The 24,655-nt window shown below is 71.8% G+C and carries 22 protein-coding genes; 3 read left to right on the forward strand and 19 right to left on the reverse strand.

What is annotated here, in order from left to right; genetic code table 11:
* Window positions 1-2: 2 nt before the first annotated feature.
* From BJ958_RS11725 to BJ958_RS11750, 6 genes are all read right to left on the reverse strand, one after another.
* Window positions 3-611, reverse strand: coding sequence for a MarC family protein (locus BJ958_RS11725; RefSeq protein ID WP_179726990.1), 609 nt, complete (start codon window positions 609-611; stop codon window positions 3-5).
* Complete coding sequence (locus BJ958_RS11730) at window positions 608-1,480, reverse strand: PHP domain-containing protein (RefSeq protein ID WP_179726991.1); 873 nt, start codon at window positions 1,478-1,480, stop codon at window positions 608-610. Before BJ958_RS11730 ends, BJ958_RS11725 begins: the two co-directional genes overlap by 4 nt.
* A gap of 32 nt (window positions 1,481-1,512) precedes the next feature.
* Complete coding sequence (locus BJ958_RS11735; protein WP_179726992.1) at window positions 1,513-3,168, reverse strand: bifunctional lysylphosphatidylglycerol flippase/synthetase MprF; 1,656 nt, start codon at window positions 3,166-3,168, stop codon at window positions 1,513-1,515.
* 93 nt (window positions 3,169-3,261) lie between these two features.
* Entirely contained in the window at window positions 3,262-5,217 is a 1,956-nt protein-coding gene (locus tag BJ958_RS11740; RefSeq protein ID WP_179726993.1) for a CASTOR/POLLUX-related putative ion channel, read from the reverse strand.
* A 79-nt stretch (window positions 5,218-5,296) separates the two neighbouring features.
* Window positions 5,297-5,992: a DUF6758 family protein gene (locus BJ958_RS11745; protein ID WP_179726994.1), complete on the reverse strand. Its 696-nt coding sequence runs from the start codon at window positions 5,990-5,992 to the stop codon at window positions 5,297-5,299.
* Window positions 5,993-6,053: 61 nt separating this feature from the next.
* Window positions 6,054-6,614, reverse strand: coding sequence for a histidine phosphatase family protein (locus BJ958_RS11750; protein WP_179726995.1), 561 nt, complete (start codon window positions 6,612-6,614; stop codon window positions 6,054-6,056).
* A 348-nt stretch (window positions 6,615-6,962) separates the two neighbouring features.
* Between BJ958_RS11750 and BJ958_RS11755 the strand changes: the two genes are divergently transcribed.
* Entirely contained in the window at window positions 6,963-8,141 is a 1,179-nt protein-coding gene (locus BJ958_RS11755; protein WP_179726996.1) for an MFS transporter, read from the forward strand.
* On the opposite strand, the gene BJ958_RS11760 is transcribed toward BJ958_RS11755, so the two are convergent.
* Genes BJ958_RS11760 through BJ958_RS11790 form a run of 7 tightly spaced genes read right to left on the reverse strand, consistent with a single transcriptional unit; the run spans window position 8,104 to window position 16,790 of the window.
* Window positions 8,104-8,679, reverse strand: a complete 576-nt coding sequence (locus BJ958_RS11760) for a hypothetical protein (RefSeq protein WP_179726997.1) — start codon at window positions 8,677-8,679, stop codon at window positions 8,104-8,106. The two genes, BJ958_RS11755 and BJ958_RS11760, sit on opposite strands and share 38 nt — an antisense overlap.
* A 4-nt stretch (window positions 8,680-8,683) precedes the next feature.
* Window positions 8,684-10,336 carry a choice-of-anchor P family protein gene (locus BJ958_RS11765; RefSeq protein WP_179726998.1) on the reverse strand — a complete coding sequence of 551 codons (1,653 nt, stop codon included), beginning with the start codon at window positions 10,334-10,336 and terminating at the stop codon, window positions 8,684-8,686.
* Entirely contained in the window at window positions 10,333-11,040 is a 708-nt protein-coding gene (locus BJ958_RS11770) for an ABC transporter ATP-binding protein (protein ID WP_179726999.1), read from the reverse strand. Before BJ958_RS11770 ends, BJ958_RS11765 begins: the two co-directional genes overlap by 4 nt.
* Entirely contained in the window at window positions 11,037-11,852 is an 816-nt protein-coding gene (locus tag BJ958_RS11775; protein ID WP_179727000.1) for an ATP-binding cassette domain-containing protein, read from the reverse strand. Before BJ958_RS11775 ends, BJ958_RS11770 begins: the two co-directional genes overlap by 4 nt.
* Window position 11,853: 1 nt before the next feature.
* Complete coding sequence (locus BJ958_RS11780) at window positions 11,854-13,812, reverse strand: ABC transporter permease (RefSeq protein WP_179727001.1); 1,959 nt, start codon at window positions 13,810-13,812, stop codon at window positions 11,854-11,856.
* Window positions 13,813-13,818: 6 nt separating this feature from the next.
* Window positions 13,819-15,294 (reverse strand): ABC transporter substrate-binding protein, encoded by a 1,476-nt coding sequence (locus tag BJ958_RS11785; RefSeq protein ID WP_179727002.1) that lies wholly within the window; start codon window positions 15,292-15,294, stop codon window positions 13,819-13,821.
* Window positions 15,294-16,790 carry an ABC transporter substrate-binding protein gene (locus BJ958_RS11790; protein WP_179727003.1) on the reverse strand — a complete coding sequence of 499 codons (1,497 nt, stop codon included), beginning with the start codon at window positions 16,788-16,790 and terminating at the stop codon, window positions 15,294-15,296. The genes BJ958_RS11785 and BJ958_RS11790 overlap by 1 nt, the downstream gene beginning before the upstream one ends.
* Window positions 16,791-16,922: 132 nt before the next feature.
* Here BJ958_RS11790 and BJ958_RS11795 point away from each other — a divergent pair, with 132 nt between their 5' ends.
* Window positions 16,923-17,414 (forward strand): DUF6174 domain-containing protein, encoded by a 492-nt coding sequence (locus tag BJ958_RS11795; RefSeq protein ID WP_179727004.1) that lies wholly within the window; start codon window positions 16,923-16,925, stop codon window positions 17,412-17,414.
* A gap of 19 nt (window positions 17,415-17,433) precedes the next feature.
* Here BJ958_RS11795 and BJ958_RS11800 read toward each other — a convergent pair whose 3' ends face one another.
* Together BJ958_RS11800 and BJ958_RS11805 are read right to left on the reverse strand one after the other, a co-directional pair.
* Window positions 17,434-18,483, reverse strand: a complete 1,050-nt coding sequence (locus BJ958_RS11800) for a MaoC/PaaZ C-terminal domain-containing protein (RefSeq protein WP_179727005.1) — start codon at window positions 18,481-18,483, stop codon at window positions 17,434-17,436.
* Window positions 18,480-19,676 (reverse strand): acyl-CoA dehydrogenase family protein, encoded by a 1,197-nt coding sequence (locus tag BJ958_RS11805; protein ID WP_179727006.1) that lies wholly within the window; start codon window positions 19,674-19,676, stop codon window positions 18,480-18,482. Before BJ958_RS11805 ends, BJ958_RS11800 begins: the two co-directional genes overlap by 4 nt.
* 149 nt (window positions 19,677-19,825) lie before the next feature.
* On the opposite strand from BJ958_RS11805, the gene BJ958_RS11810 reads away from it, so the two are divergent.
* Window positions 19,826-20,113 carry a hypothetical protein gene (locus tag BJ958_RS11810; RefSeq protein WP_179727007.1) on the forward strand — a complete coding sequence of 96 codons (288 nt, stop codon included), beginning with the start codon at window positions 19,826-19,828 and terminating at the stop codon, window positions 20,111-20,113.
* A 60-nt stretch (window positions 20,114-20,173) separates the two neighbouring features.
* Here the strand turns inward: BJ958_RS11810 and BJ958_RS11815 are convergent, their stop codons facing one another.
* From BJ958_RS11815 to BJ958_RS11830, 4 genes are all read right to left on the reverse strand, one after another.
* Window positions 20,174-21,532 (reverse strand): hypothetical protein, encoded by a 1,359-nt coding sequence (locus tag BJ958_RS11815; RefSeq protein ID WP_179727008.1) that lies wholly within the window; start codon window positions 21,530-21,532, stop codon window positions 20,174-20,176.
* Between the two features lie 239 nt (window positions 21,533-21,771).
* A complete protein-coding gene (locus BJ958_RS11820) occupies window positions 21,772-22,854 on the reverse strand; it encodes a hypothetical protein (RefSeq protein WP_179727009.1) in 1,083 nt (360 codons plus the stop codon).
* A gap of 16 nt (window positions 22,855-22,870) precedes the next feature.
* Entirely contained in the window at window positions 22,871-23,080 is a 210-nt protein-coding gene (locus BJ958_RS11825) for a DUF6752 domain-containing protein (RefSeq protein ID WP_179727010.1), read from the reverse strand.
* Between the two features lie 25 nt (window positions 23,081-23,105).
* Window positions 23,106-24,647 (reverse strand): class I SAM-dependent methyltransferase, encoded by a 1,542-nt coding sequence (locus BJ958_RS11830; protein ID WP_179727011.1) that lies wholly within the window; start codon window positions 24,645-24,647, stop codon window positions 23,106-23,108.
* Between the last annotated feature and the right edge of the window lie 8 nt (window positions 24,648-24,655).

A 24,655-nucleotide genomic window follows, 5' to 3' on the forward strand; every position in this document is an offset into this window, starting at 1 on the left:
GCCTACCCCTCGCCGGCGATGAACGCGCGGACGGCGTCGGCGACCAGCTGGACGGCGATGGCGGAGAGCAGGAGGCCGGCGATCCGGGTGACGAGCAGGACACCGCCGTCGCGGATCAGGCGCAGGATCGGGAGCGAGTAGCGCATCGCGGCCCACAGCGCGACGTGCACGCCGGCCACACCGAGGGCCACCGAGACGCCGTCGCCCCAGGAGCCGATGTCCTGGACGAAGAGCATCGTGGCCACGATCGCGCCCGGGCCGGCGAGCAGCGGCGTACCGAGCGGGACGAGGGCGATGTTGGCGTCCGCGGACGCGGTCATCTCGTCCTGCTTGCCGGTCAGCAGCTCGAGGGCGACCAGCAGGAGCAGCAGGCCGCCGGCGCACTGGAGCGCGGGCAGCGAGATGTGCAGGTAGTTGAGGATCTGCTGCCCGAAGAGGGCGAACAGCGTGATCACCAGGAAGGAGACGGCGACGGCCTGCCAGGCGGCGCGGCGCGCCGTGGCCGGGCTGCGCCCGGCGGTCAGGGACAGGAAGATCGGCACGGTGCCGACCGGGTCCATGATCACGAAGAGGGTCACGAACACCTCGACGAGGAGGACGCCGTCGATCATCGGCGGACCCCTCCCACGAGAGCGGTGGGCGAGCCGAGGTCGGCGGCCCGCTCGAGGAGCCGCGTCAGCTCGCCCCGCGAGGTGGTCTCGCAGCCGAGCTCGTGCCCGGTCTTGCCGGTGCCGTGGTGGTCGCTGGAGCCGGTGACGATCAGCCGCAGCCGCGAGGCGATCCCACGCAGCTGCCCCCGCTCGCCCCGGTCGTGGTCGAGGTGGTCGACCTCGATGCCGCCCAGCCCCGCCTCGGCGAGCACGGCGAACCCGGCCTCGTCGAGCACCGACGCGGAGCCGCGGCCCCACGGGTGGGCGATGACCGACACCCCGCGGGCGGCGGTGACCAGCCCGATCATCTCGACCAGGTCGGAGGCGTACCGGTCGACGTACGCCGGACCGCCGTCGGCGAGGTAGCGCGCGAACGCCTCGTTGCGGCTCTTCACCGCGCCGAGCCGCACCAGCAGGTCCGCGACGTGGGGGCGCCCGGTCACCCGATTGTCGGGGCTGACCTCCGCCAGTGCCTCCTCGGTCGCCGGGATGCCGAGCTCGCGCAGCCGGGCGAGCATCGACGGCACCCGCGCCTCGCGCCCCTCGACGATCCGGGCGAGCTCGGCCTGGAGCGCTGGGTCCTCCGGATCGGGGAGGTACGCGAGCAGGTGCACGCCCGAGCCGCGGAAGCGGGTGCTGACCTCGATGCCGCGGACCAGGCCGATCCCGGCCTCCTCCGCCGCGGCAGCGGCCTCGTCCCAGCCGGCCGTCGTGTCGTGGTCGGTGAGCGCCACGACCTCCAGTCCGGCGGCGGCGGCCTCGCGCACCAGCTCGGCAGGCGGGGCCGTGCCATCGCTGACGCTGGAGTGGGTGTGGAGGTCGATCGTCACCGTACGAGGCTAGTGGTCCCCACCCGTGCTCGTCAGGCCGCCGTGCGCTCGGTCTCGGGCCGCTCGACCTGCTCGACGCTCACCTGGGCCGGCCAGGCGAAGGGCGTGCCGGCCTCGCGAGTCCTCGGCGTGACGAGGTAGGCGACCAGGACCGCCGCGCCGATCCGGGGCAGCTCGCCCAGCGAGCGGTAGGTCAGGTGCAGGGCCTCGCAGCGTGGGGAGAACTTGGCCTTGAACGCGTGCAGCGACGCGAAGCCGTAGAGCGGTTCGAGCACGCGGGCCGAGCGCTCGAGACCGCGTTGCAGCCAACCCTCGGGCTCGCCCGCGCTCCGCGCAAGGGGCGCGGCCGACAGGGACACGACGCGCGCGCCCTCGGCCCGGAACGCCAGGCAGGACTCGGCGATGAGGAACTCGATCACCGGACGGAACCCGTCGTCGGGGCGCCGCATCAGGTCGAGCGTCCACCCGTCGATGCGCCCCTGCGCGCCGTGGACGGGCAGCCAGGAGAGGAACCCGTGCACCCGGTCGTCCGCGTCGAGGGCCAAGGCGACCCGCACCCGCGGGTCCATGGCGTGGTCGACGCCGCCGAGGGTGAACCCGAGCTCGGGGGTGCGCTGGCGCTGCAGCCAGGCGGCGCTGATCGCCCGTACCTGCGCGAGGATGCGCGGATCGGCGTCGGCGAGGACGACGAGCTCGAAGCGGATGCCGTCGCGGGCGGCGCGGTTGCGGGCGGTGCGCACGTCCTGCCACTTCTTGCCACGGAACTCCAGCGCGGGCAGGTCGAGCAGCGTGTCCTCGGCGATCTGCAGGCTGCGGCCGCCGACCGCACGGGCGACCGGTCCGGTGACGGCGAAGTGGCTGGGCACGAGGTGCTCGTCGGCGCAGAAGGCCGCGAACTCCGCGGCCGCGCGGGATCGCCAGCCCGGCGTACCGATCGGGTCGCCGAGGGCGAGCGCGACACCGAGGTGCCGGCGGTAGGCGAGGTAGCCCTCGCCGTGCGGGTCGTAGAGGTAGCGCACGCCGGGCCAGGTGGTCATCCAGGACAGCGTGCCGCCGCCCTCGCGGCGCAGGTGCTCGATCGCGCGGTCGCGGTTGACGACAGGGCGGTGCCGCGGCCCGATCACCGCCCCGATGGCCAGCCCGGCGGCGACGGCGACCAGGTGCACGACGTCCGCCAGGTGCCCGCCCAGGACGAGGGAGAGCACGACGTAGCCGACCAGGCCGGTGCGGGTGACCCGGCGGGCCGTCGTACCGAGGAAGGCGGTCATCACCGCGCCGACGGCGAGTGCTCCGCCGGACGGCCCGACGTCGCGCGCGTGCTGCAGCGACTCCGGGCCGACGGCGAGCACGAGGAGGCAGGCCGTCACGACGCTGCCGACCTGGGTGACGAGCCAGAGCAGTGCGGTGCGCAGCGAGCCGAGCCGCGGCTCGGCGTAACCGGCGCACAGCCCGAAGCTGAGCAGCACGGGCAGGTAGCACCAGGGCGCGATCGCGAGCAGCGCCCCGGTGAGCAGCGTCCCCCACCTGCCGGCGGCGAGCGGATCGGGGCCGTAGGCCAGGGCACGGCCCCAGTCGTGGTCGAGGACGTCGCCGCTGAGTGCGCCGGTCCCGAGGCCGACCACGACGAGGGTCAGCAACCCGAGCACGGTGAACGGCCGGCGGCGGAGGGTGGTTCGGAGGGCTGACATGCCTCCAGCCTCGCGGCACGGCGCGGCGTCGTCAGGGGCCCAGCGCCCCGGATCGGGGGTGGTGCCTGCACCACCCCCGGGTTCGGGACGTCCTCAGAGCTCGGCGAGCACCACGACCCGGTCGCCCGGCTCGGCGACCACGGTCTCGCCCTTGGCCAGGTTGACCGTCACGCCGACCCGCGACCCGGCCTCGGCCAGCCGCGGCGAGGAGAACCCGATCGCGGTCTCCCCCCGTCGGGCGGCGGCCGCGACGACGGTCGCCCAGCTCACCTCGCGCCCCGGCACGACGTACCACTCGGCCGGGCGCAGGTAGATCTCGCTGCCCTCCTCCTCGAGCAGGTCGTGGAAGACCGGCTCGATCCGGGCGTCCTCCGACAGCTGGGCCACCATCAGGCTGACGATCTCGCCGCTGACGACGACGTCGTCGATGTCGGCGACCTGCGCGAGCACGCGGTTGCGGTCGTCCATCATCTCGCTGATCACCGGCGTGCTGCTCTCGGAGCGGGCGAGGATGTCGCGCACGTGCAGCAGGGTGATCAGCGTCGTGGCGTCGGCCGCCTCGGGGTCGAGGTCGTCGGAGTAGCAGAGCACGATCACCTGGTCGCAGCCCGGCGGGACGTGCTCGTCGAGGACCGCGCGCCGGGTGGTGCCGGCCTCGACGACGGTGATCGTGAGGTTCGTGGTCGTCGGCACGCCGGGCGCGCCGTGCTCGGTCACCACGGTCAGCGTCGAGCCCGCAGCGGCGTACCGGTCGAGCTCGCGCAGGATGATCGGCGCCCGCTCGTTCCAGCCCAGCACGACGGCGTGCGTCGGGCGCGGCTGCTCCGGCACGTGGTCGGAGAACGCGTCCTCGGCGACCGCGGCGCCCGAGCGGGGAGCCGTCGCGAGGACGGAGTCGTCCTCGGCGATGACGACGAGCGACCGGTTCCCCACGACGGTGTCCGAGGCCGGGTTGAGTTGGACGCTGCTGCCCTCGGCGACGCCGATGACGGTCAGCTGGTCGTAGTGCAGCTGCGCGTCGGCGTACGTCGCCCCGGCGAGCGGGTGCTGCTCGAGGAAGTAGATCTCGTCGCCCTCGTAGTCGAAGAGCTCGCGGTAGACGGCGGCGGCGCCGGACTGGCGGGAGGTCTGGACGACGAGCTTGGCGACCGTCTCGCGGATGTCGAGCAGCGAGATGCCGCCCGGTCGGTCGCGGCCGATCAGCCGGGCGACCTCGAGGTTCGCCGGGTCGCGCAGCTGCGCGACGACCCGCGGGCCCTCGCCGACGGCGAGCAGGGAGCGCAGGGCGAGCAGCGCCTTGATCACGTCACGGTCCGGCTCGGCGCCGTCCCCGGACAGCACCACGACCGAGCGGGCCGACGTCGGGCTGACGATCGCGAGGTCGTCGATGTCCGAGGGGGCGCCCGACCGGCAGACCACGCGCGTGCCGCGCAGGTCGGGGACCTTGGCGCGGATCTCCTCCTCCATCTCGACCTTGTCGCGGTCGGCGAGCACCGCCACGACCGGCCGGCGCCGGCTCTCGTTGGCGATCGAGAGCTCGCTGATGACGGTGAAGATGGAGTCGGACCAGCCGAGGATGACCGAGTGGTCGCTCTCGAGCACCACGGACCGGCCGCGGCGCAGCTCGGCGATCCGGGCGTCGATGCCCGCCGCGATGACACCGATCAGGGCGCTGACGATGAACAGGCCAGCCACGGTGAGCACCAGCATCGTGAGGATGAAGGTCCAGCGCGCGCCGGTGTCGCCGGCGACCGTTCCCGGGTCGAGCGCGTGCAGCAGCGCCTGGAAGGCGGCCTCCCAGAACCCGATCCTGTCCCGGCGCATCCCCGAGACGATGTCGATGACGGCGAACACGACCACCAGCAGCACGGTGACGGCGAACAGCCAGGCCACCAGGGCCGGCGTACCGCGGGACATGGTGTTGTCGAACCCGTAGCGCAGCCGGGCCCGCAGGCCCGTGGGCGCGGTCCGGGTGCGGACCGTCATCTCGGATCGCTGCGCGATCGCCTCTGCCGTACGACGCCGCAGCGCCTGCGCGTTCCGCGCCATGCGGGCCTCCTCGTGGTCCGCAGGGGATGCTCTCGCATCGGGCCGCCCCGGCGAGCGGAAATCGCGAAATCCGGGACCGTCACCAGGCCGGTGCGGGTCCCCCGAACGGGAGAGCGACCAGCTGCGGGCCGGTGGCGGAGACGTCGCGCAGGATCCAGTCGTCGCGCAGCAGCAGGATCGCGGAGGCCGGGCGCAGCACCAGCCACAGCCAGCGTCCGCCGGCCTCACCGGCGAGCACGGAGCGGTCCCACTCCCCCGGCGACGTGCTCACCGAGACCGGCCACAGGCCGACGGGGTACTGGTCGACGCGCACCCGCACCGGCGGCGGGCCCTCGCCGACCTCGTGGCCCGGGTCGAGCAGCTCGGTGTCACCGGCGGCGGCGAGGCCGGCGACGCGCGCGCCGAAGCCGGTGCCGGGCTCCTCGCTGATCACCATCACGTCGACCGGTCCGTCGAGCTGGCTGGTGCCGGCCACGCATGCCATCGTGGCTCGTGGGGCGTCGCCGTCGGAGACGACGGCCGCGAAGTCGCTGACTGTCCAGCCCGGACCGAGCGGCCAGGGCAGGAAGGTCGGGAACGGCCCGACCCGCTGGAGGTGCGCGGCGAACTCCTCGTAGGTCGAGCTCATCGGTCGCCAGAGGGGTACGACGACCCCGTGGTCCGGGCACGACCAGCGCCCGTCGCCCACCTCCGCCACGGGCGCCGGGCAGCGCGGGCACTCCACGCGCACCCCGTCGGATCCGCCGTGGGGCGGACCGGGCTCATCGGTCGCCATGGTCGACACCGTGCTGTGCGACGGGCCGTTCGTCAAGCACCCGGGGCGACCTGTCCCGAGATCAGCTGTTCCAGCGCAGCAGGACCGGGGTCTCCCGCTCGTGGCCGAGCTCGGACAGCGTCGCCGTGTCGAGGCGGAACAGCCGCCCGTCGGCGACGGGCAGACCGAGCCAGCGGGCGGCCAGCGCGCGCAGCACGTGCCCGTGGGCGAACACCAGCACCGGTCCGCCCGCCGCCCGGATCCGGGCGACGACACGGTCGCAGCGGGCCGCCACCGCGGACGCCGCCTCCCCTCCGGGGCTCGGGTGGGTCCAGATCGTCCAGCCGGGGACCTCCTCGCGGATCTCCGCGGTGGTGCGGCCCTCGTAGTCGCCGTACCCCCACTCGAGGAGGTCGTCGCAGACCTCGGCGTCGGGGAAGCCCGCCAGCTCCGCCGTACGCCGGGCGCGCTGCAGCGGGCTGGTCAGCACCTCGGCGAAGGTGGTGCCGGCGAGCCGGTCGGCGAGGCCGCGAGCCACCTCCTCCCCCTCGGGGAGCAACGGCAGGTCGGTGCGGGACGTGTGCCGTCCCGAGACGCTCCACTCGGTCGCCCCGTGCCGGGCCAGGAACGCGGAATCGGCCATGCCGACATCCTGCCAGCCCACGCCCTCGGTCGACCGCCGGGCTGCGTGTGCGGTGGCGTACCAGGACATCCCGGACGCTGTTCGGTTCGTCGTTCCCGGAGTCGTCGTTTCGCCGAGGGACGCGGGGCTCCGGGCGCTGTAACACGTAGTCCGCCGCTGTGGCGGCCGCGTGTCCCCTATAACACGTGGTTCGCTCCTCTACCCGCCGCAAGACCACGTGGAACGGGGGCTGTGGGGGGCTGGTACAGGTGACACGGGGCGGGGAGGTACGCGAACAACGTGTTACAGCGGCGTGGGCGCGCAACGGTCTCGCACCTCACCGGACCGCGAAAGTGGCAGGATCCCGGCATGCCCACCCCCCTCCACCGCTACCGGCTCGCGATCGCGGCCGGGTTCGCCACCCAGGGCTTCGTCTTCATCGGCCTCACCACCCGGCTGCCCGACATCAAGGACCGCTGGCACCTCTCGGAGCTCGGGATCTCCGGGGTGCTGCTGGCGATCGTGCTCCTCGCTGGCGGCGGTTCGGTGCTGGCCGAGAAGCTCTCGGTGCGGGTGGCGAGCGCCCGGGTGCTGCGGTCAGGACTGGTGCTCGTCGCCGGCGGGGCGGCACTGATGCTCGCGGCGCCGGTCTGGCCGGCGTACCTCCTCGGGGTGGGGGTCTACGGCGTCGGGCTCGGCATGGTCGACGCGACCACCAACATGCAGGCGGTGGCCCTGGAGCGGCGCTACGGTCGCACCATCCTGCCGAGCTTCCACGGCGCCTGGACCTTCGGCGGCCTGCTCGGCGCGGCGGTCACCCTCGCCACGGCCGACGTGGACCTGCCCTGGACGGCGCTGATCACCGTGCTGCCGCTCGTCGTCGCGGGCGCGACCTTCCTGCCCCGCGACACCGGCGCCGCTCCCGCAGCGAGCGACCTCGCTATCCCCTGGCGGCCGATCCTGATGGTCGGCCTCGGCATGGTCGTCTTCTACATGGTCGACACGGCCGCCCAGACCTGGGGAGCGGTGTACCTCGACGAGGTCGTCGACGCCCCGTCGCGCTGGGTCGCCCTCGCGACGCTGCCCTACCTCGTCGCCAGCCTGCTGGTCCGCCTCGCCGGCGACTCCGTCGTGGAGCGGTACGGCGTCACGCCGGTGTTGCGCATCGGCGCCGTGATCGCCTGCGGCGGACTGGTCGTGGTCACCGCGGCGCCCACCTGGCCGGTCGCGGTCCTCGGCTTCACGCTCACCGGCGCCGGCATCTCGGTGGTGGCGCCGCTGAGCTTCTCGGCAGCCGCCCGGATCGCCGGCGGCTCGGTCGAGCGGGTGGACGCCGTGATCGCGCGGTTCAACCAGTTCAACTACGTCGGCGGGCTGCTCGGCGCGGTGCTCACCGGCGTGGTCGGGAAGGACGAGCTGCGGTACGGGTTCGTCGTACCGATGGTGCTGGTCCTCACGCTGCTCCCCCTCGCCCGCTGGTTCGGGAACCGCGCGGGCGAGGAGAGCGAGGTCAGCGCCGGGCAGTCGGCCGGCACACCCGGCACGTAGCCAGGTGCGCGTTGTCCTCGCCCACCGGGGTGAGGTCGTCACGGTGCGCGATCAGCGCGCAGTCGCGCCGGTGCATGGTGGTGCCACCACCGGCGACCACCGGGATGGCGCCCACGTCGTGACCGTGGTCGTCGGTGCGGGCCGAGGTCGCGGTCACCTCGGCGAGCACGAGCAGGGTGTCGGCGAGACGCTTCGAGGACTCGCGGCCGTCGGCGGCGATCCGGGCCAGCCAGGCGCCGAAGTAGAGGAAGCCGCCGACGAAGGTCAGGCCGAGGCCGAGCATGCCGCCGGAGACGACGTACGACATCTGGTCCCACTGGTACGGCGTGTTCGCGGCGCCGTACCAGCCGAGGATGATCACCACGATCCCGAGCGGGAGCATGATCGCGCCCGCCCAGAACAGCACGACCTGCAGCAGGGCGTAGTGGTTGTCCTTCAGCGGCGCGATGCCGGAGCGGCCCGAACCGCCGGCGTCGCCGGCACGGGGCAGCCCCTGCGTTCGGGCGGCACGGCTGGACGGGTTGGCTGCAGTGGTCATGGGCTCATGCCTTTCGAAGGTCGGGAAGGCCGCTGTCGAGGCCGTGGGGGCAGGAGGCGCCGATGCCGAGGGCCGCGGCCCCGAGCCGGCGGAACCACGACCCGGCGACGGCCGCGAGGGCGAAGGCGGCGACGAGGAGCATGCCGGGGATCGAGAACAGCTCGGGCAGGCCGGCGCCGGCGGGCGCCGCGTCCACCAGGTCGCCCGTCGGCGCGGCGCCTGCGGAGGGCGCGGCACCGACCGGGACCGGCGTGGCGGCCGACGGTACGCCGACCCCACCCGCCGCCGGAGCAGGCGCCTGGGCGGCGGCAGCCGGCGGGGCGGCCTCCGCGGCTGCCGGCGGCGGTGCGGAGATGTCGATCGGCGGCACCGTGTCGACCTCGGCGCGGGCGACGCCGAGCGTGACGACCACCTTCGGGGCGAGGTTGGACAGGCCGGACACGACGCCCTTGAGCGGGCCGGCCTGGGCCGGGATCAGCTCGCCGAGGACGTTGGTCGGCAGCGCCTTGAGCAGCGGGGAGAGGAGCTTGGTGTCGATCGTGATCCGCAGACCCTGCGACATGCTGGTGCCGGCGTCGCCGTCGACCGTGCGGACCTGCTGCGGGATCTCGATGGTGACGCCGAGCGCCTTGAGCGCGTCGAGCGGCAGCTGGTTGAGGCCGGGGATCGGGGTGGTCTTGCCCATCGCGATCGCGCCGTCGGGACCGATCCCGAACTCCTGGCCGGCGATCGCCATCGTGCCCCAGGTGGCGCTACCGGTCGCGGTGCCGGTGGTGCCGTCGGAGGTGGTCTTCGCGACCGTCTCGACGCCGCCGAGGGTGATCAGGCCGCCGAGCAGGCGGATCTCGCCGAGCGTGGCCCGGGAGACGCCGACGACCTTGCTGTCCTTGGCCTCCATCTTCGAGGTCGACACGTAGCCGTCGACGTCGATGAGGGCGGCCAGCTGGGGCGGCAGCCCCGGCGCCGAGGCCCGCGTGGTCGGCGCGCTCGCCGTACCCGTCGGCGCAGCGCCCGGGAGGCCGCCGCCGAGCCCACCACCGGTGAGCATCCCGGTCAGGCCGGTCAGCAGGTCCATCAGGCCGGACTTCTGTGACGGATCTGCCGTCGCGCCGTCGGGGCCGAGCACGGTCCCGTCCGGCGAGAAGCCGGTCTCCGCGCTCGCGGTGCCGTCGCCGGACGTGGTGGTCATGACCGCGCCGGGGATCGACTCGTCCTTCTGGGTGGGCGTGTCCCCGGGGTACTGCGAGTTGACCTGCATCGGGTAGCCGTTCTCGGTGAGCGGCGTCGGAGGCAGGCCGAGCTGCTCGCCGAAGGTCTTGAGCCCCTCACCCACCGGGTCGCCGGGCCAGAACAGGCTGGCCCGCCCCCGGGACTCGCCCGAGTCCGCCTTGACCTTGCTGTAGCCCATGTCGAACTCGACCTGCGCCTGCCCCGCGTCCACGGGGATCGGGATGCTCGGCTCGAACATCTCGACGCGGATCGGAGCCGACCAGGCCAGGGTGGTGTACCCGCCGTACGGTGCCGACTGGGTCGAGCCACCGTCGTCCGCCGAGGCCGGTGTGGCGGTGGGCCCGGCGGCCAGCAGGGCCAGCGAGCCGACCATGCCTCCCGCCACGAAGGTCCGGATCGTGCTGCGTGTCGGACGTGGTGACTTCATGCTGCCCCTCCCAGGATGACGTCGGCCATGGTCTCGAGGATCTCCCCGGGCTCACCGGTGGCCACGATGCGCCCGCCGCTCATCACGGCGGCGTAGTCGGCGACCTGCAGGGCGGTCCGCGCGAACTGCTCGATGCAGAGGATGGACACGCCCGACTCGGCGATCCGGGCGACGGTCTCGTAGAGCTCGTCGACGATCAGCGGCGCCAGGCCCATCGACAGCTCGTCGAGCAGCAGCAGCGCCGGGTCGGAGGCCAGCGCCCGCGACATCGCCAGCATCTGCTGCTCGCCGCCGGACATGGTGCCGGCGAGCTGGTGGCGCCGCTCGTGGAGTCGCGGGAAGTAGGCGTAGGCGGTGTCCAGGACGGCCGCGGCCGGCACGCCGGCGTACGACATCAGGACCAGGTTCTCCTCGACGGTCAGGTTCGGGAACACCGAGCGGCCCTCGGGGATCGTGCACAGCCCCACCCGCGCCAGCGCGTCGGACGCGGCGCCCTGGACGTGGACGCCGGCCAGGTGGATGTCGCCGGACGTCGCCTCCTTCTGGCCGCTGATCACCTTCACCAGCGTCGACTTGCCGGCGCCGTTGGGGCCGAGCAGTGCCATCACCGCACCGCGCGGCACGGACAGGTCGACGCCGCGCAGCACCTCGATCCGGCCGTAGGCCGCGTGCAGGTCGATGACGTCGAGGATCGGGACGCTCATGAGAGCACCTCCTCGATCGCCGGGATCACGCTGGTGCCGTTGCCGTTGCCGTTGCCGTTGCCGTTGTCGTTGTCGCTGTCGCCCTCGGCGTAGCCCAGGTAGGCACGCTGCACGTCCGGGTTGGTGCGGATGTCGGCGGGTGTGCCCGAGGCGATGATCTCGCCGAAGTCGAGCACGTGGATGTCGTGGCACACGCTCATCACCAGGTCCATGTCGTGCTCGACCATGAGGATCGAGCAGCCCTCCGCAGCGAGCTCGACGAGCAGCTCGCCGAAGGCGTCGGTCTCGGTCTCGTCGAGGCCCGAGGACGGCTCGTCGAGCAGCAGCAGCTGCGGGTTGCTGGCCAGGCACCGGGCCAGCTCCAGCAGCCGCGCGGTGCCGGTCGGGATCGAGTCGGCACGCTCGCCGGCGTACTCGGTGATGCCGACCCGGTCGAGCAGCATCTCGACGGAGACCGCGCCCCGCCGCCCGCCGAACCAGGCCAGCGGTCCGCCGTGGATCTCCTGGGCGACCCGGACGTTGTCGCGCACCGAGAGCGAGCCGAATGCCTCCAGTCGCTGGAAGGTGCGACCCACGCCGTGCCGCGCTCGCCGGTGGACCGGCCAGCCGGTGACGTCCCTGTCGCGGTAGCGGACCCGGCCCTTGGTGGGCTTCTGCAGTCCGGTGATCACGTTGAAGCAGGTCGTCTTGCCCGCACCGTTGGGGCCGATCAGGCCGGTGATCACGCCCCGGTCCGCGGTGAAGGTCGCCCGGTTCACGGCGGTCACGCCACCGAACCGGACCACGACGTCGTCGACCTCGAGCAGCGCCACCTCAGCCCACCTTCTCCATGTCCACCAGCGGTACGTCGACCGCCCCGTCCGAGCCGACCGCCTCGGCCCCGTTGCCACCCCGGGGCAGCAGCCCCTGCAGCCGGCCCTCGAGCCCGGGCGCGACCCGCGAGCGCACCCACCGTCCGACGCGGAACAGGTGGTTGGCGATGCCGTTCGGGTCGCGGCCCAGGAGCACGGCGCCGAAGCCGATCACGGCGAACAGCAGTCCGGCCATGCTCGGCGAGGCCGCCTGGAGCTCGGGCAGCAGCATCAGCGCCGTGCCACCCAGCAGTGCGCCGGTGACCGAGGTGGCGCCGAAGACGACGGCCAGCAGGAGGACGAGCAGGGACTGGAAGTAGAGGAAGTCGGCCGCACCGACGGTCCCCCGCAGGCCGGCGAACAGGCCTCCTGCGAGGCCCGCGACGCCTGCCGACAGCGCGAACAGGCCGACTCTGAACCAGCGCAGGTCCAGGCCGAGGGTGCCGCAGGCCGACGGGCTGTCGCGCATCGCGATGAGCAGGCGGCCCAGCGCTCCCCGCCTCAGCACGAGGAGACCGAGTGCGAGCAGCACGAAGGCGAGCACCATGAACCAGACGTAGGCCGTGTCCGAGCCGATCCGCAGGCCGAGGATCGAGAGCCGGTCGGCAGCGAGCGTGCCGTTGAACTTGAACGCGAACTCGGCGTTGAAGACGACCTTGTCCATCAAGACGGCGAAGGCCATCGTCGACAGCGCGAGGTAGAGACCGGTGAGCCGCAGCACCGGCAGCGCGACCAGGGCACCGACGGCGGCGGCGATGACCGCCGACAGCAGCAGCCCGAGGAGGTTGGGCTCGTCGAGCTTGGCGTAGGCGAGCGCGCCCACTCCGGCGAAGGTGAACTGCGCCAGCGAGACGTGGCCGCCGTAGCCGGTCAGCAGCACCAGCGAGAGCATCACCATCGCGTACGTCGCCGCGACGCCGATGAGCAGCACCTGGTTGGGCGCCACGACGTTGACGAGCAGCAGCGCCACGACCAGCAGCCCCGCACCGGAGCCGACCGAGAGCCGCATGGTCGGCACCGGCGCGGTGACGATGCCCTTGACCTGGCCGATGCGCAGCTGTGCCTGCGGCATCAGCACCACGATCGCGAACAGGAACAGCGCGGGGATGACCGGGCGGAAGGACGCGAGGAAGCCGTCGGTCGGCAGGTAGCCGACCGCCCAGGACTCGAGGACCCCCAGGATCATCGCGCCGGCGAAGGTCATCGGCAGGCTCTTGAGCCGCCCGAGCATGGCGGCGGCATAGGCGTTGATGACCAGCAGGGTCAGCGCGTAGTAGTCGAGCAGCACGACCGGCGTGAGCAGGATGCCGCCGAGCGCGGCCAGCGACATGCCGATCGCCCACGACAGCGCCGCGACCCGGTCGGGCTTGCCGCCGAAGAGCTTGAGCAGCTCGGGGTTGTCGACCGAGGCCCGCATCGCCGTTCCGATCCGGGTGCGGTTGAGCAGCAGGTAGAGGCCGAACGCGACCGCGATCGCGCAGAGGAGGGTGACCAGCTGGTGCGCGGTGACGAAGGTGTCGCCGACCTTCCAGCCGGTGCCGGACCAGAACGGCAGCAGCACGCGCGGCTCCGGCGGCCAGATCTGCTGGGCCAGGCCGATCAGGCCGACGAGCAGGCCGACCGTGACGACGAGCGCCACCGAGACCGGCCCCTCCCCCAGCCCGCGGGTGACGAAGCGCTGGATGAACCAGCCGATCGCCGGCGCGACGACACCGACCACCAGGACCAGCGACAGCAGCGTCGGCAGCCCCTGGCGCTGGGTGAAGTCCCAGAACACGAAGGCCAGGAACATGCCGAAGGCACCGTGGGCGATGTTGAACACCCGGGTGGTCGTGTAGGTCAGGACCAGGCCACTGGCCATGATCGCGTACGCCGCGCCCGTGAACAGGCCCAGCAGCGTGAAGGCGAAGAGAGAGCCCATCGGTGACTAGCCTCCGATCCCGGAGTCGACGACGTTGCCGCACATGTAGGTGCCGGGAGAGACCTGCGACCACTGACCACCGCTGTACTGGAGCATCTTCAGGCAGGGCGGGGTCGCCCCGGTCGAGAGGTTCATCGCCGTGTGGGCTCCGTTCCCGGTCCAGGCCGTGGTGGCGCGGACGGCGTCGACGAGGGAGGCGCGGGTCAGCTTGCCGCCGAGCGCCGTCGCCTTCTCCACGAACAGCCGGGCTGCCGACCAGGCGAACAGGCCGTAGTAGTTGGGGATCGCGCCGGGCTTCACCTGCTGCAGCCAGGACAGGTACAGCTGCACCTCGGGGTTGGCCTTGTTCTCGAACATGTCGTTGGGCGAGAAGACATAGGTGCCCTCGGCGACCGCGCCGGCCTGCTGGATGTAGCGCTTGTCGTAGATGGTCGGGTCCTGCATGTAGAAGTCCGGCTTGAAGCCCTGCTGCTGCATCGCCTGCTGGAGCTTCACGGTGTTCTGGTAGGGCCCGTAGTAGATGACGGCGCGGATGCCCTTGTCCTTCATCTGCTGGACGTACGGCGCGAAGTTGAACTCCGCGACGTCGATGCCCTGGACGTACTTCGCCGACCAGCCGGCGGCCTTCTCGTAGCCGGCCGCGAGGCTCTTGGCGTTGACCGGCGCGGCACCGGCGTTGATGTAGAGGAAGGCCGCGTTCTTCACGGCATCCGGGTACTTCGCCGCCAGCCACTTCGCGGCCGGGTCGGAGATCAGGTTGGTGCGGATCGAGTAGGTGCCGAAGCACGACTTGCAGGCCTGCCGCTCGGGGTTGACGATCGTCGAGCGGATGTCGGGGATGCCGCAGGAGCTGGCGGTGGCGGCGCCGCCGGAGTCGAAGGCCGACATCGAGCCGACCGCGGCGAAGGTGTCGCTGCAGGCCTTGATGTAGGCCTGCTGGTCGGCACCGGCGTCGGCACGGCTGTCGAGGTTGACCAGCGCGAGCTTGCGCCCGCAGATGGTGTTCTGCGAGTTGAAGTACTCGACGTAGGCGCGGGTCGCCTGCTGGGCCGACTCGAAGATGCCCGGCACCGGGCCGGAGATGTCGGAGACGTTGGCGAGGGTGATGGTGCTGTCGGTGATGCCGGTCTGGTTCTTGAACCCGTCGCACGAGCCCGCCTTGGCGGTACCGGTCGGCGCACCCTTGCCCTTCGACTTGCCGCCGCCCGTGGCGCCACCGGTCGCGCCGGCCGCCGGAGCGGCCGGGTCACCGGCGGTACCGGCTGCGGGTGCCTCGCCCGCAGCCGGTACGTCGCCCGCGGCCGGTGCCTCGCCGGCCGGGAGTCCGGTGTCGCCGCCGGCGCCGGTGGTCTCGCCCGTCGTGGCGCCCTGGCCGCTGGCCTTCGCGACGGTCGCCGGGTCGAGCTGGGAGCCACACGCCGTCAGGGCCAGCAGCACGAACGCGACGCCCGCGGTACGGCGGATCCGGGTCCGAGCGCCCATCAGCCGCTCACACCCGAGTTGACGACGTTCCCGCACAGCCAGGTGCCCGGCGAGACCTGCTGCCAGCGACCACCCTTGTACTGGATGATCTTCTGGCACTGCGGGGTCTCCGCCGTGCCCACCCGCATCGCCGCGTGGGCGCCGTTGTCGGTCCAGTCGTTGACCTTGCGCACCGCAGCGACCAGGGACTCGCGGGTCAGCTTGCCGCCGAGCGCGGTCGCCTGCTCGACGAACAGGCGCATGGCCGACCAGGCGAAGAGTCCGTAGAAGTTCGGCACCGCACCCGGCTTCACCTGGTTGAGCCAGGACAGGTACAGCTGGATCTCGGGGTTGGCCTTGTTCTCGAACAGGTCGATGGTCGAGTAGACGAAGGTGCCCTCGGCGAGCGCGCCGGCCTGCTGGACGTAGCGCTGGTCGTAGATCGTCGGGTCCTGCATGAACACGTCGGGCTTGAAGCCCTGCTGCTGCATGGCCTGCTGCAGCTTGACGGTGTTCTGGTACGGCCCGAGGTAGACCACCATCTTGATGCCCTTGTCCTTCATCTGCTGGACGTAGGGCGCGAAGTTGAACTCCGCGACGTCGATGCCCTGGAGGTAGTTGACCGACCAGCCCATCTTCCCCCACGCCGCCGCCTGGCTCTTCGCGTTGCCGACCGCGGCGCCGGCGTTGATGTAGAGCATCGCGACGTTCTTGACCGCGTCCGGGTACTGGCTGGCGAGCCACTTCGGCCCGGAGTCGGCGATCAGGTTGGGGCGCACCGAGTAGATGCCGAAGCAGGTCGAGCAGGAGGCCCGCTCGGAGGTGGTCATCGCGGCCCGGATGTCGGGGAGCCCGCAGCCCTGGGCGGTGCTGGCGCCGCCGGAGTCGAATGCGCCCATCGAACCGATCGCGGCGAAGGCCGAGCTGCACGCCTTGGTGTAGGCCTGCTGGTCGGCGCCGGCGTCGGCCCGGCTGTCGAGGTTGGTGATGGCGAGCTTGCGCCCGCAGATCGTGTTCTGGGAGTTGAAGTACTCCACGTAGGCACGGGCGGCCTGCTGGGAGGCCTCGAAGATGCCGGGGACGGGTCCCGAGATGTCCGCGACGTTGGCGAGGGTGATGGTGCTGTCGGTGATGCCGGTCTGGTTCTTGAACCCGTCGCACGAACCTGCCTTCGCGGTCCCCGTCGGCGAGCCCTTGCCCTTCGACTTGCCGCCGGCGTCGCCCTTGCCGGCGCTGCCGGTGCCGCCGGCACCGGCCGTGCCACCGCCCGCGGCCGGCGCTCCGGCGTCAGGCGCCGCTGCACCACCGCCGGAGACGTCGCCACCGGCGGCCGGGACCCCGCCGTCGGAGCCGGCGGCCGGGGCCGCGACGCCGCTGGTCTGGTCACCGCCACCAGCGCCGGACTGGCCGTTGACCTTCGCCACGGTCGACGGATCGAGCTGGGAGCCACAGGCGGACAGAGCGAGGACGACGGCGCCGACGCCGAGGAGGCGCCGCGCGCGCGAGTGTCGAGGCATGACCGTCCAACGAGCCTGCTGTGACCCAGGTCACGGGGCAAAATGAAACTTGTTTCAGTTTTGTCGGCACGGGCCGCGCGGCCCGCGGGGAACCGGGCGGGCGGGCCGCACGTCCGAGGCATCATGAGCACCATGCGACTGCCTGCCGCCGCCGTGACCGCTGCCCTCACCCTGCCGCTCCTGCTCGCGACGTCCGCGTGCAGCCACGAGTCGGACCGGGCCGCCGACCCGACCCCGGCCGCCGCGAGCAGCACCGCCACGGCGACGCAGAGCGCGACCCCGTCGTACCCGACCTTCGCGGCGCAGGACTACAGCTACCACCTCGAGGTGCTCTGCTTCTGCCCGCAGCTGGGCACCGTGGAGGTCGTCGTCCGCGACGGGAAGGTCACCGAGGCGACCTCGCTCGACGGCCCCCAGGCCGGCGTCGCTGCGCCCGACTTCGCCTGGCTGAGCATCGACGACATCCTCGCCCAGGCCCACGCCCCCGGGATCGCCAAGGCGAAGATCGACTGGCCCGACGGTCAGGACCACCCGGGCTCGGTCATGATCGACCGGATCGCCCAGGGTGTCGACGACGAGGTGACCTACACGATCAAGGACGTGCAGGTCACCCCGGAGGGTTGATCGCGAGGGACAGCAGGGATCAGCGCGGGACGAGGGCCCAGTAGTCGAGGTCGAGCAGCACGCCGGGGGCGTACTTGCCGTCCTCACCGCGCAGCGTCATCGACTCGTCGCGGCCCTTGGTCGCCACCAGCCGCAGCCGCAGCGCGCCCACACCGGGCGCCGAGGTCTCGGCCTTGTCGAGGACCTCCGACCAGGCGTAGACGGTGTCGCCGGCGAACGCCGGCGCGGTGTGCGCGCCCGCGTTGATCGCCGCGATCAGCTGCGCGTTGGCGAGGCCGTTGAAGGACAGGGCCCGGGCCATCGAGATGATGTGGCCGCCGTACACCAGGTTGCGGCCGTCGGGCCGCGCCTCGGTGTTGAAGTGCACCTTGGCGGTGTTCTGCCACAGCCGGGTGGCCTGCTGGTGCTCGGACTCGGTGAGCGTGACGCCGTCGACGTGGTCGATCTTCTCCCCGACGACGTAGTCGTCGAAGCGGTGCGACTCGCCGGCCGCACCGAAGTCGTACTCGCTGAAGTCGAGCCCGTCGGGCAGGACCAGGTCACCCGGCGCCACCACCGACGCCAGCTCGGGCACGACGGCCTCCGGCGCGGGGGCATCGAGGTCACGCTTGTGGACCATCACCCAGCGGGCCCACTCCAGCGCGACCTCCTCGCGCTGGTTGACGGCGGTGGAGCGGACGTAGACCACGCCGCTCTTGCCGTTGGAGTTCTGCTTGAGCCCGATCACCTCGGAGGTGGTGCTGAGCGTGTCGCCGGGCAGCACCGGGCGGTGGAACCGGCACTCGGCGTACCCGAGGTTGGCGACCGCGTTGAGCGAGATGTCCGGGACGGTCTTGCCGAACGCGATGTGGAACGCGATCAGGTCCTCGACCGGGTGCGGGTCGAGGCCGACCGACGCGGCGAAGACCGCCGACGACGGCACGGCGAACCGGGTCGGGTAGATCGAGCCGTACACCGCCCGGTCGCCCTCGGTCACCGTGCGCGGCGTCGCGTGCCGGATGACCTGCCCGAGCGTGAAGTCCTCGAAGAAGTTGCCCGGGTTGGTCTTGGACTGCGCAGCGGTGCTCACTTGAGCTTGTACTCCTTGAGGAGCTGGCGGCCGATGATCATCTTCTGGATGTCGGAGGTGCCCTCGCCGATGAGCATGAACTTGACCTCGCGCATCAGGCGCTCGATCTCGTACTCCTTGGAGTAGCCGTAGCCGCCGTGGATCCGGAAGGAGTCCTCGACGACCTCGTTGGCGTACTCCGAGGCGACCATCTTGGCCATGCCGGCCTCGACGTCCATCCGCTTGCCGGTGTCCTTGAGGCGCGCGGCACGCACCATCATGTTGTGGGCCACCTCGACCTTGGTCGCCATCTCCGCGATCCGGAACAGCACCGCCTGGTGCTCGGCGATGACCTTGCCGAAGGTCTTGCGCTGCTGGGCGTAGGCGACACCGAGCTCGAAGCCGCGCCAGGCCAGGCCGCACGCGCGGGCGGCGACGTTGACGCGGCCGACCTCGACGCCGTCCATCATCTGGAAGAAGCCCTTGCCCGGCTCCCCGCCCAGGATCTGGTCGGCGGCGATCTGGTGGCCCTCGAGGATGAGCTCGGTCGTCTCGACGCCCTTGTAGCCCATCTTGTCGATCTTGCCGGGAACGGTGACGCCCTGGGCGGTCTCCCCGAACCCGGCCTCCTTCTCGACGAGGAAGGTGGTCATGTTCTTGTAGACGCTGTCGGCGCCCTCGTCGGTCTTGACGAGCAGCGCGACCAGCGTGGAGCTGGCGCCGTTGGTCAGCCACATCTTCTGGCCGGTGATCGAGTACGAGCCGTCGGCCTGCTTGGTGGCCTTGGTCGAGACGGCCGAGACGTCGGAGCCCAGGCCCGGCTCGGACATCGAGAACGCGCCGCGGACCTCGCCGGTCGCCATCCGGGGCAGGTACTTGGCCTTCTGCTCCTCGGTGCCGTGCTGCATGAGCAGGTAGGCCACGATGAAGTGGGTGTTGATGACACCCGACACGCTCATCCAGCCGCGGGCGATCTCCTCGACCACCAGGGCGTAGGTCAGCAGGGACTCGCCCAGGCCGCCGAACTCCTCGGGGATGGTCAGGCCGAAGACGCCCAGCTCCTTGAGACCGTCGACGATCTCCTGCGGGTAGGTGTCGGAGTGCTCGAGCTCCTGGGCCACGGGGATGATCTGCTCGTCCACGAAGACACGCACGGCCTTCAGGATCTCGGACTGGTCCTCGGTGAGGCCTTCGGTCTGACAAAGCCGGGTCATCACGTTCCCTTTCAGTGGTGGTGCCGGACCGCACTGTACCCGCGGGTAGCCATGCCCGGACCCCCCGAACGGGGTGCGAGACCCCGACGTGAGACATGTCACCGCAGCGACGGAATCCCGCTCCGCAGCGTGCATCTAGCCTTGTCGCCATGAGCGAGTACGACGCCCCGGCCACCCAGCCCGACGCCGACCTCACCGCCGCGCTGCGCGAGTTCAGCGCCTCCGTCGCGGCCTTCACGGCCGCTGTGGCCGACCTCGACCGTGTCGTCGAGCGCGCCGACGGGCTGCTCACCCGCGCCGACAAGCTGCTCGCGCCGCTCGCGGCGACCCAGCAGGTCGGCGACCAGCTCAAGGTCGCCGGCCAGCTCGCCTCGCAGGTGGCCTCGGCCGCGGTCAAGCGGGGCGTGGCCGCCGCGAAGACGGTGACGGGGCCGTAGGGCGGCCTCACGCCCCACGACCCCGTCGACTGGGATCCCTCCCCTGCCTGAGCCCGTGGCTCAGATGGTGCGACCCACGGCCGCGAAGAAGCGGATGAACATCTCGTCGTAGCCGAACTGGTCCGAGCGGATCTGGGCCGCCGAGCCGGATCGCTTCTGCAGCTTGGTCACCCAGGCCCGGTTGAAGTCGATCCGCACCGCGCGGGTGCCGCCCGAGGTGCTGGCGAGCACCAGCGCCTTCGGCATGCCGTACTGGCTCCAGGCGGTCTTCCGCTTGGCCCACGACTTGTGCTTCTTCTTGGTGCCCAGCAGCTTGGCCAGCTTGCGGTCGAGGTCGGTGGCCCTGCTGTTGCCGGTGATGACCTGGATCTCGACACCGCGGGCCCGGGCGTTGACGATGGCGCGGTAGATGCCCTTGCCGCTGAGCTGCTTGGTCGCGAGGTGCAGCGCGGAGCCCGGCGGGGCCTGGTTGATCGCACTGCGGACCAGGCGCAGGGTCGCCTTGGCGTCGTCCTTGTTCGACATCCAGCCCGGCGCGAAGGCGCCGGCGCGCGGACCGACGTTGCCGAGGTCGACGGTGAGCATCTTGTGGTCGGAGAAGAGCTCGCTGGTGGTCAGGTTGGTCACCGGCAGCAGCGGGTCGCCCTGGTAGAGGTACGCGTGGTCGATGACCGCGCCGCTGTCGTGGGTCGGCGGCGCGACGCCGAACAGGTCGAAGACGTTGACCAGGCCCATCGCCGCGATCTCGTTGCGCGGGTAGGCGCCGCTGCGGAAGTTCACGTTGACGTCACCGGCCATGAGCACGGGGCCACTGGCCGAGAGCGTCTGCGCGAGCCCAGCCAGCCGCTGGTACGACGGCAGCGAGATGCCCGGCGTGTACTTGGTGACCGGCGCGAAGTGAACGGCGACGACCGACAGGGTGCGGCCCTCGGCGTTGCGCAGCGTCACCCAGTTCGCGTAGCGCACGCCCCAGTGCACCTTCTGCTTCCTCGACTTCCCCCAGACCTCGCTGATGTTGTAGGTCCCGGCTGCGATCTTGGTCCAGCGCGCCGTGTCCCACACGACGGCGGTCGCACCGGTGTAGGTGCCGGGCGTGCGCTGGATGGCGTACCCCGCAGGTGCGAGCAGGGTGTCGGGGCGGCTGGACACCTCGTTGAACGTGATGAAGTCCGGCAGCTGTGCGAAGACCTGGCCGAGGTCGGCCGCGGTGCGCTCCAGCGACATGCCGGACTTGATGTTGGCCTGGACCAGGCGCACCCCTCCGGTCGCCGGGTCGGCCTCCGCGGCGGTCTTCTCGAGGCCACTGCGGCCACCGCCGGTGCCGGCGATCGCGAGGACGAGGAGCGTGGCGAGGACCGCGAGCGCCGTGACCGTCGCCGGTAGGGCACGAAGCCATCGAAGCGAGCTCAGCGTGCGCATGGGACCTCCCGATTCACGGTGCCGGAATGCACCGAGCGAACAATTTCCTCAGGAATCACACCAGTAACAACTTCACCATGGCAATACGGCGTGAATAACTACAAGGATGTAATTCGATAAATCACAACGGTGTAATTCGACTCGGAATGCACCGGTCCCCGAATGCGGGAATGGACGCGATTTCTGCGCCTTTCGGCGCACACCCGGCCGACCTGAGCGATCGCGCGCGAGCGGGAGGGTCAGCGACGGCGCAGCGCGCCGAGCAGGCCACGCTTGCCGGTGGGCGGCTCAGGGCTCGCGCCGACCCGCAGCTCGCGCACGTCGGCGAGCATGGTCGCGACCAGGTCGGTGGCGGCCGCTGCGACCTCGGCGTCGGTCACCGAGTCCGGCGTACGACGCGGCGGCAGCTCGGCCGGGATCTCGAGGCGAGCCAGGTCCCCCACGACGTCCACCGGGTGCTCGCGCAGGTAGGCCAGGGCCGCGTCGTTGCGGGCGCGGCACTCCTCGATCCGATCGGCCTGGGGCCAGAACTTCTCGCCCTTGCGCGGCACCAGCCGCTCGTCGGCGAGGAAGGTGCGGATGAACATGCCGCGATCGCGGGCCGCGCCGAGGGACTTGCGGGCCACGAGGTGCTCGTTGACCCGGCGCAGCACCTCGGCCTCGACCACGCCCATCGACTCGTTGGGGAACGACTGGCTCAGGTCGTAGGCGTCGGCGCGCAGGCCGAGCAGGCCGGCGAAGCGGTGCCAGATCTCGTCGCGGGGGGCGCTGGTGTCGAGCGGCAGCACGTGGATCCGCTCGTGGGCGACCGCCTCCGACCAGCGCTGGAGCACCAGGTGCAGGTCGAGCGTGCGCCAGTTCCACACGTCGCGCGGGTCCTCGGACACCTCGCGCGAGTAGTCGGCCATGGACGCCGTGCCGCGGTTCTTGAGGCTCTCCTGCCAGCTCGCGGTGAACAGCCCGAGCAGGTCGCGCGCGGTGATCACGACGTGCACCTCGGCCGGGGCGAGCTGCTCGGCCATCCGCGCGGCCTGCTCGGCACTGGCGGCGGCGAAGAACTCGTGGGTGATCAGCGCGTCGCCGTCGTGGGACGCGATCTCGGCCCGCAGCCGCTCCCAGGCGCTGCGGTGCTCCTCGGACGCCTTGGGCAGCCGCGGGTCCTCACGCACGATCCGGCTGGTCCACAGGTGGTCGAAGCGGCCCAGGCCGGGCAGCAGCACGCCGTCGGCGAGCAGCTGCTCGCGCGAGCCCCAGACGATGGTCTGGAGATAGGTCGTGGCCGTCTTGGGCAGCCCGATGTGGACGAAGACGCGTCGTGCCATGGCGCTGGCCCCGGACTCAGAGGCTCTTGTCGAACGCCTCGATCGCCTCGGCGATCCGGGCCTCGTCGCGCTGGGCGAGCGGGATCAGCAGCTCCTGGACGACGTCGACCAGCTCGGCCATCCGCACGTAGTGGCGCTGCAGCTCGGCGACCTCGGTCTCGAGCTTCTCGATCCGCAACCGCTGGGCGCGGACGGTGGCGAACAGGTTCCAGCGATTCTGGGTCATCTTCTCTTCTTCACGCATCGGCTACTCACCATTCCGCCACGACGACAGCGCGCCCCGCCCGACCCGGAGCGCCGGGCTCGACGTCGGTGGACACGACCGAGCCCCCGAGCTGTCCGATCGGGGCGAGGACCCCGTCGAGGGACACAGGATACAAACCCTCGCCGGCCTCGCCCTCCCCCGTCGCGAACTCGGCGTGCAGCCGACCGCCGCCGCGCAGCGTCATCGCGGCGAAGCGGAGCAGGCCCTCCCGGCCGCGCTCGGTCGTCGCGTCGAGGACATGGCGCGCGAGCATCGCCCGGGGCCCGTCCTCGCGGGCCACGCGGGCGCCCTCGCCGAGGACCGAGCGCAGCTGGGTCAGGCTGATCATCCGCACGTCGAGCGAGGCGCCCTCGCGCCCGGCGACCCGCCCCGCCTTGCGCAGCGTCAGCGGCACGTAGTCGTAGGCCGTCGTGCGGAAGCCCGCACGGGCCAGGTGCAGCGCGTCGCTCCCCCGCCCCGCGCCGACGTCGAGGACGTGGGTGCCGGGGGCGGTGTCGGCGGCGAGCCGGAGGGCGAGCTCCGAGGCCGGGGCGTTGACGTCGCCCTTGCGATGGCCCTGGTTGGTCTGCCAGTCGCGGCGGTACGGCGAGAGTCCGCGGAACCAGTTGTCGAGGCGGGTCTTGACCTCGCTCGACGTCTCGAACTTGAACGCGGGGTCCGGGACCTTCCAGTGCGGGCCGTACATCGCCTCGAGCAGCCGCTCGGGCACGGCAGGGGCCGGGAACTCGTGGCCGGCGAGGGTCACCGTCGAGAGCGGGAGGATCCACTCCTCGCGGAACTCCACGCCCACCTCGCCCATCAGGTAGAGCCTGCCGTCGCCGGCGAAGAAGCCACCGAACAGGTCGAGCCCGCGCACCGACCCGTCGCTCTCCTCGACGTCGATGCGGAACGCGCCGCCGCTGTAGCGGAAGGTCTCCATGCCGTGCGCGACCAGCGCGCGCTGGAGACGGAACGACTCGCGCACGACGTCGACGGGCGAGGTGTGCCGCGAGACGTAGCCGAGGTCGGCGTCGGAGTCGTGGCCGAGGAAGTCCTGCTCGCGCACGGCGCCCAGCAGCGTGCCGTACGCCGGGAACGCGGCGATGCCCTCCTCCTCGAGGATCGCGATGACCCGGTGCATCGCGTCGAGGAGCGGCTCGAGCTGGTCTCCGGTGCGCACCGAGAACTCGGGGTGGAACCGGCCGGACTTGTCGAGTGCGATCGGCAGTCCCGACTTGTTGACGAAGGCGATCCGCTCCTCGCCCGTCCCGAACCTCAGCTCCTCGTCGTGCACGACGGTGCCGGCGACGTGGTCGCGCACGCGCAGCCGGGTGGGCCCGTCGAGGAAGCGCACCATCCGCTCGGGCCAGGCGACCCGTCGCTCCCCGGGCACGCCCGAGGGCGCCTCCTCGGTGTCGCGCACGGACCAGAACGACCAGATCCTGCGGTCGTCGAAGAGCACGTCGAGGGCGCGGTCCTCCGCCACACCGGCGAGCACCAGGCCCGTGGTGTCGACGGTCGTGACGGCGACGCCCGGCTCGTTGGTCATGGGGACCA

This window comes from Nocardioides kongjuensis (genome assembly GCF_013409625.1).
Lineage (GTDB): Bacteria > Actinomycetota > Actinomycetes > Propionibacteriales > Nocardioidaceae > Nocardioides > Nocardioides kongjuensis.

Coding starts and splice junctions, on each gene's coding strand:
- BJ958_RS11725 (WP_179726990.1), bottom strand. CDS start 611: ATGATCGACGGCGTCCTCCTCGTCGAGGTGTTCGTGACCCTCTTCGTG.
- BJ958_RS11735 (WP_179726992.1), bottom strand. CDS start 3,168: ATGTCAGCCCTCCGAACCACCCTCCGCCGCCGGCCGTTCACCGTGCTC.
- BJ958_RS11740 (WP_179726993.1), bottom strand. CDS start 5,217: ATGGCGCGGAACGCGCAGGCGCTGCGGCGTCGTACGGCAGAGGCGATC.
- BJ958_RS11745 (WP_179726994.1), bottom strand. CDS start 5,992: ATGGCGACCGATGAGCCCGGTCCGCCCCACGGCGGATCCGACGGGGTG.
- BJ958_RS11750 (WP_179726995.1), bottom strand. CDS start 6,614: ATGGCCGATTCCGCGTTCCTGGCCCGGCACGGGGCGACCGAGTGGAGC.
- BJ958_RS11755 (WP_179726996.1), top strand. CDS start 6,963: ATGCCCACCCCCCTCCACCGCTACCGGCTCGCGATCGCGGCCGGGTTC.
- BJ958_RS11760 (WP_179726997.1), bottom strand. CDS start 8,679: ATGACCACTGCAGCCAACCCGTCCAGCCGTGCCGCCCGAACGCAGGGG.
- BJ958_RS11765 (WP_179726998.1), bottom strand. CDS start 10,336: ATGAAGTCACCACGTCCGACACGCAGCACGATCCGGACCTTCGTGGCG.
- BJ958_RS11770 (WP_179726999.1), bottom strand. CDS start 11,040: ATGAGCGTCCCGATCCTCGACGTCATCGACCTGCACGCGGCCTACGGC.
- BJ958_RS11780 (WP_179727001.1), bottom strand. CDS start 13,812: ATGGGCTCTCTCTTCGCCTTCACGCTGCTGGGCCTGTTCACGGGCGCG.
- BJ958_RS11785 (WP_179727002.1), bottom strand. CDS start 15,294: ATGGGCGCTCGGACCCGGATCCGCCGTACCGCGGGCGTCGCGTTCGTG.
- BJ958_RS11790 (WP_179727003.1), bottom strand. CDS start 16,790: ATGCCTCGACACTCGCGCGCGCGGCGCCTCCTCGGCGTCGGCGCCGTC.
- BJ958_RS11795 (WP_179727004.1), top strand. CDS start 16,923: ATGCGACTGCCTGCCGCCGCCGTGACCGCTGCCCTCACCCTGCCGCTC.
- BJ958_RS11805 (WP_179727006.1), bottom strand. CDS start 19,676: ATGACCCGGCTTTGTCAGACCGAAGGCCTCACCGAGGACCAGTCCGAG.
- BJ958_RS11810 (WP_179727007.1), top strand. CDS start 19,826: ATGAGCGAGTACGACGCCCCGGCCACCCAGCCCGACGCCGACCTCACC.
- BJ958_RS11815 (WP_179727008.1), bottom strand. CDS start 21,532: ATGCGCACGCTGAGCTCGCTTCGATGGCTTCGTGCCCTACCGGCGACG.
- BJ958_RS11820 (WP_179727009.1), bottom strand. CDS start 22,854: ATGGCACGACGCGTCTTCGTCCACATCGGGCTGCCCAAGACGGCCACG.
- BJ958_RS11825 (WP_179727010.1), bottom strand. CDS start 23,080: ATGACCCAGAATCGCTGGAACCTGTTCGCCACCGTCCGCGCCCAGCGG.
- BJ958_RS11830 (WP_179727011.1), bottom strand. CDS start 24,647: ATGACCAACGAGCCGGGCGTCGCCGTCACGACCGTCGACACCACGGGC.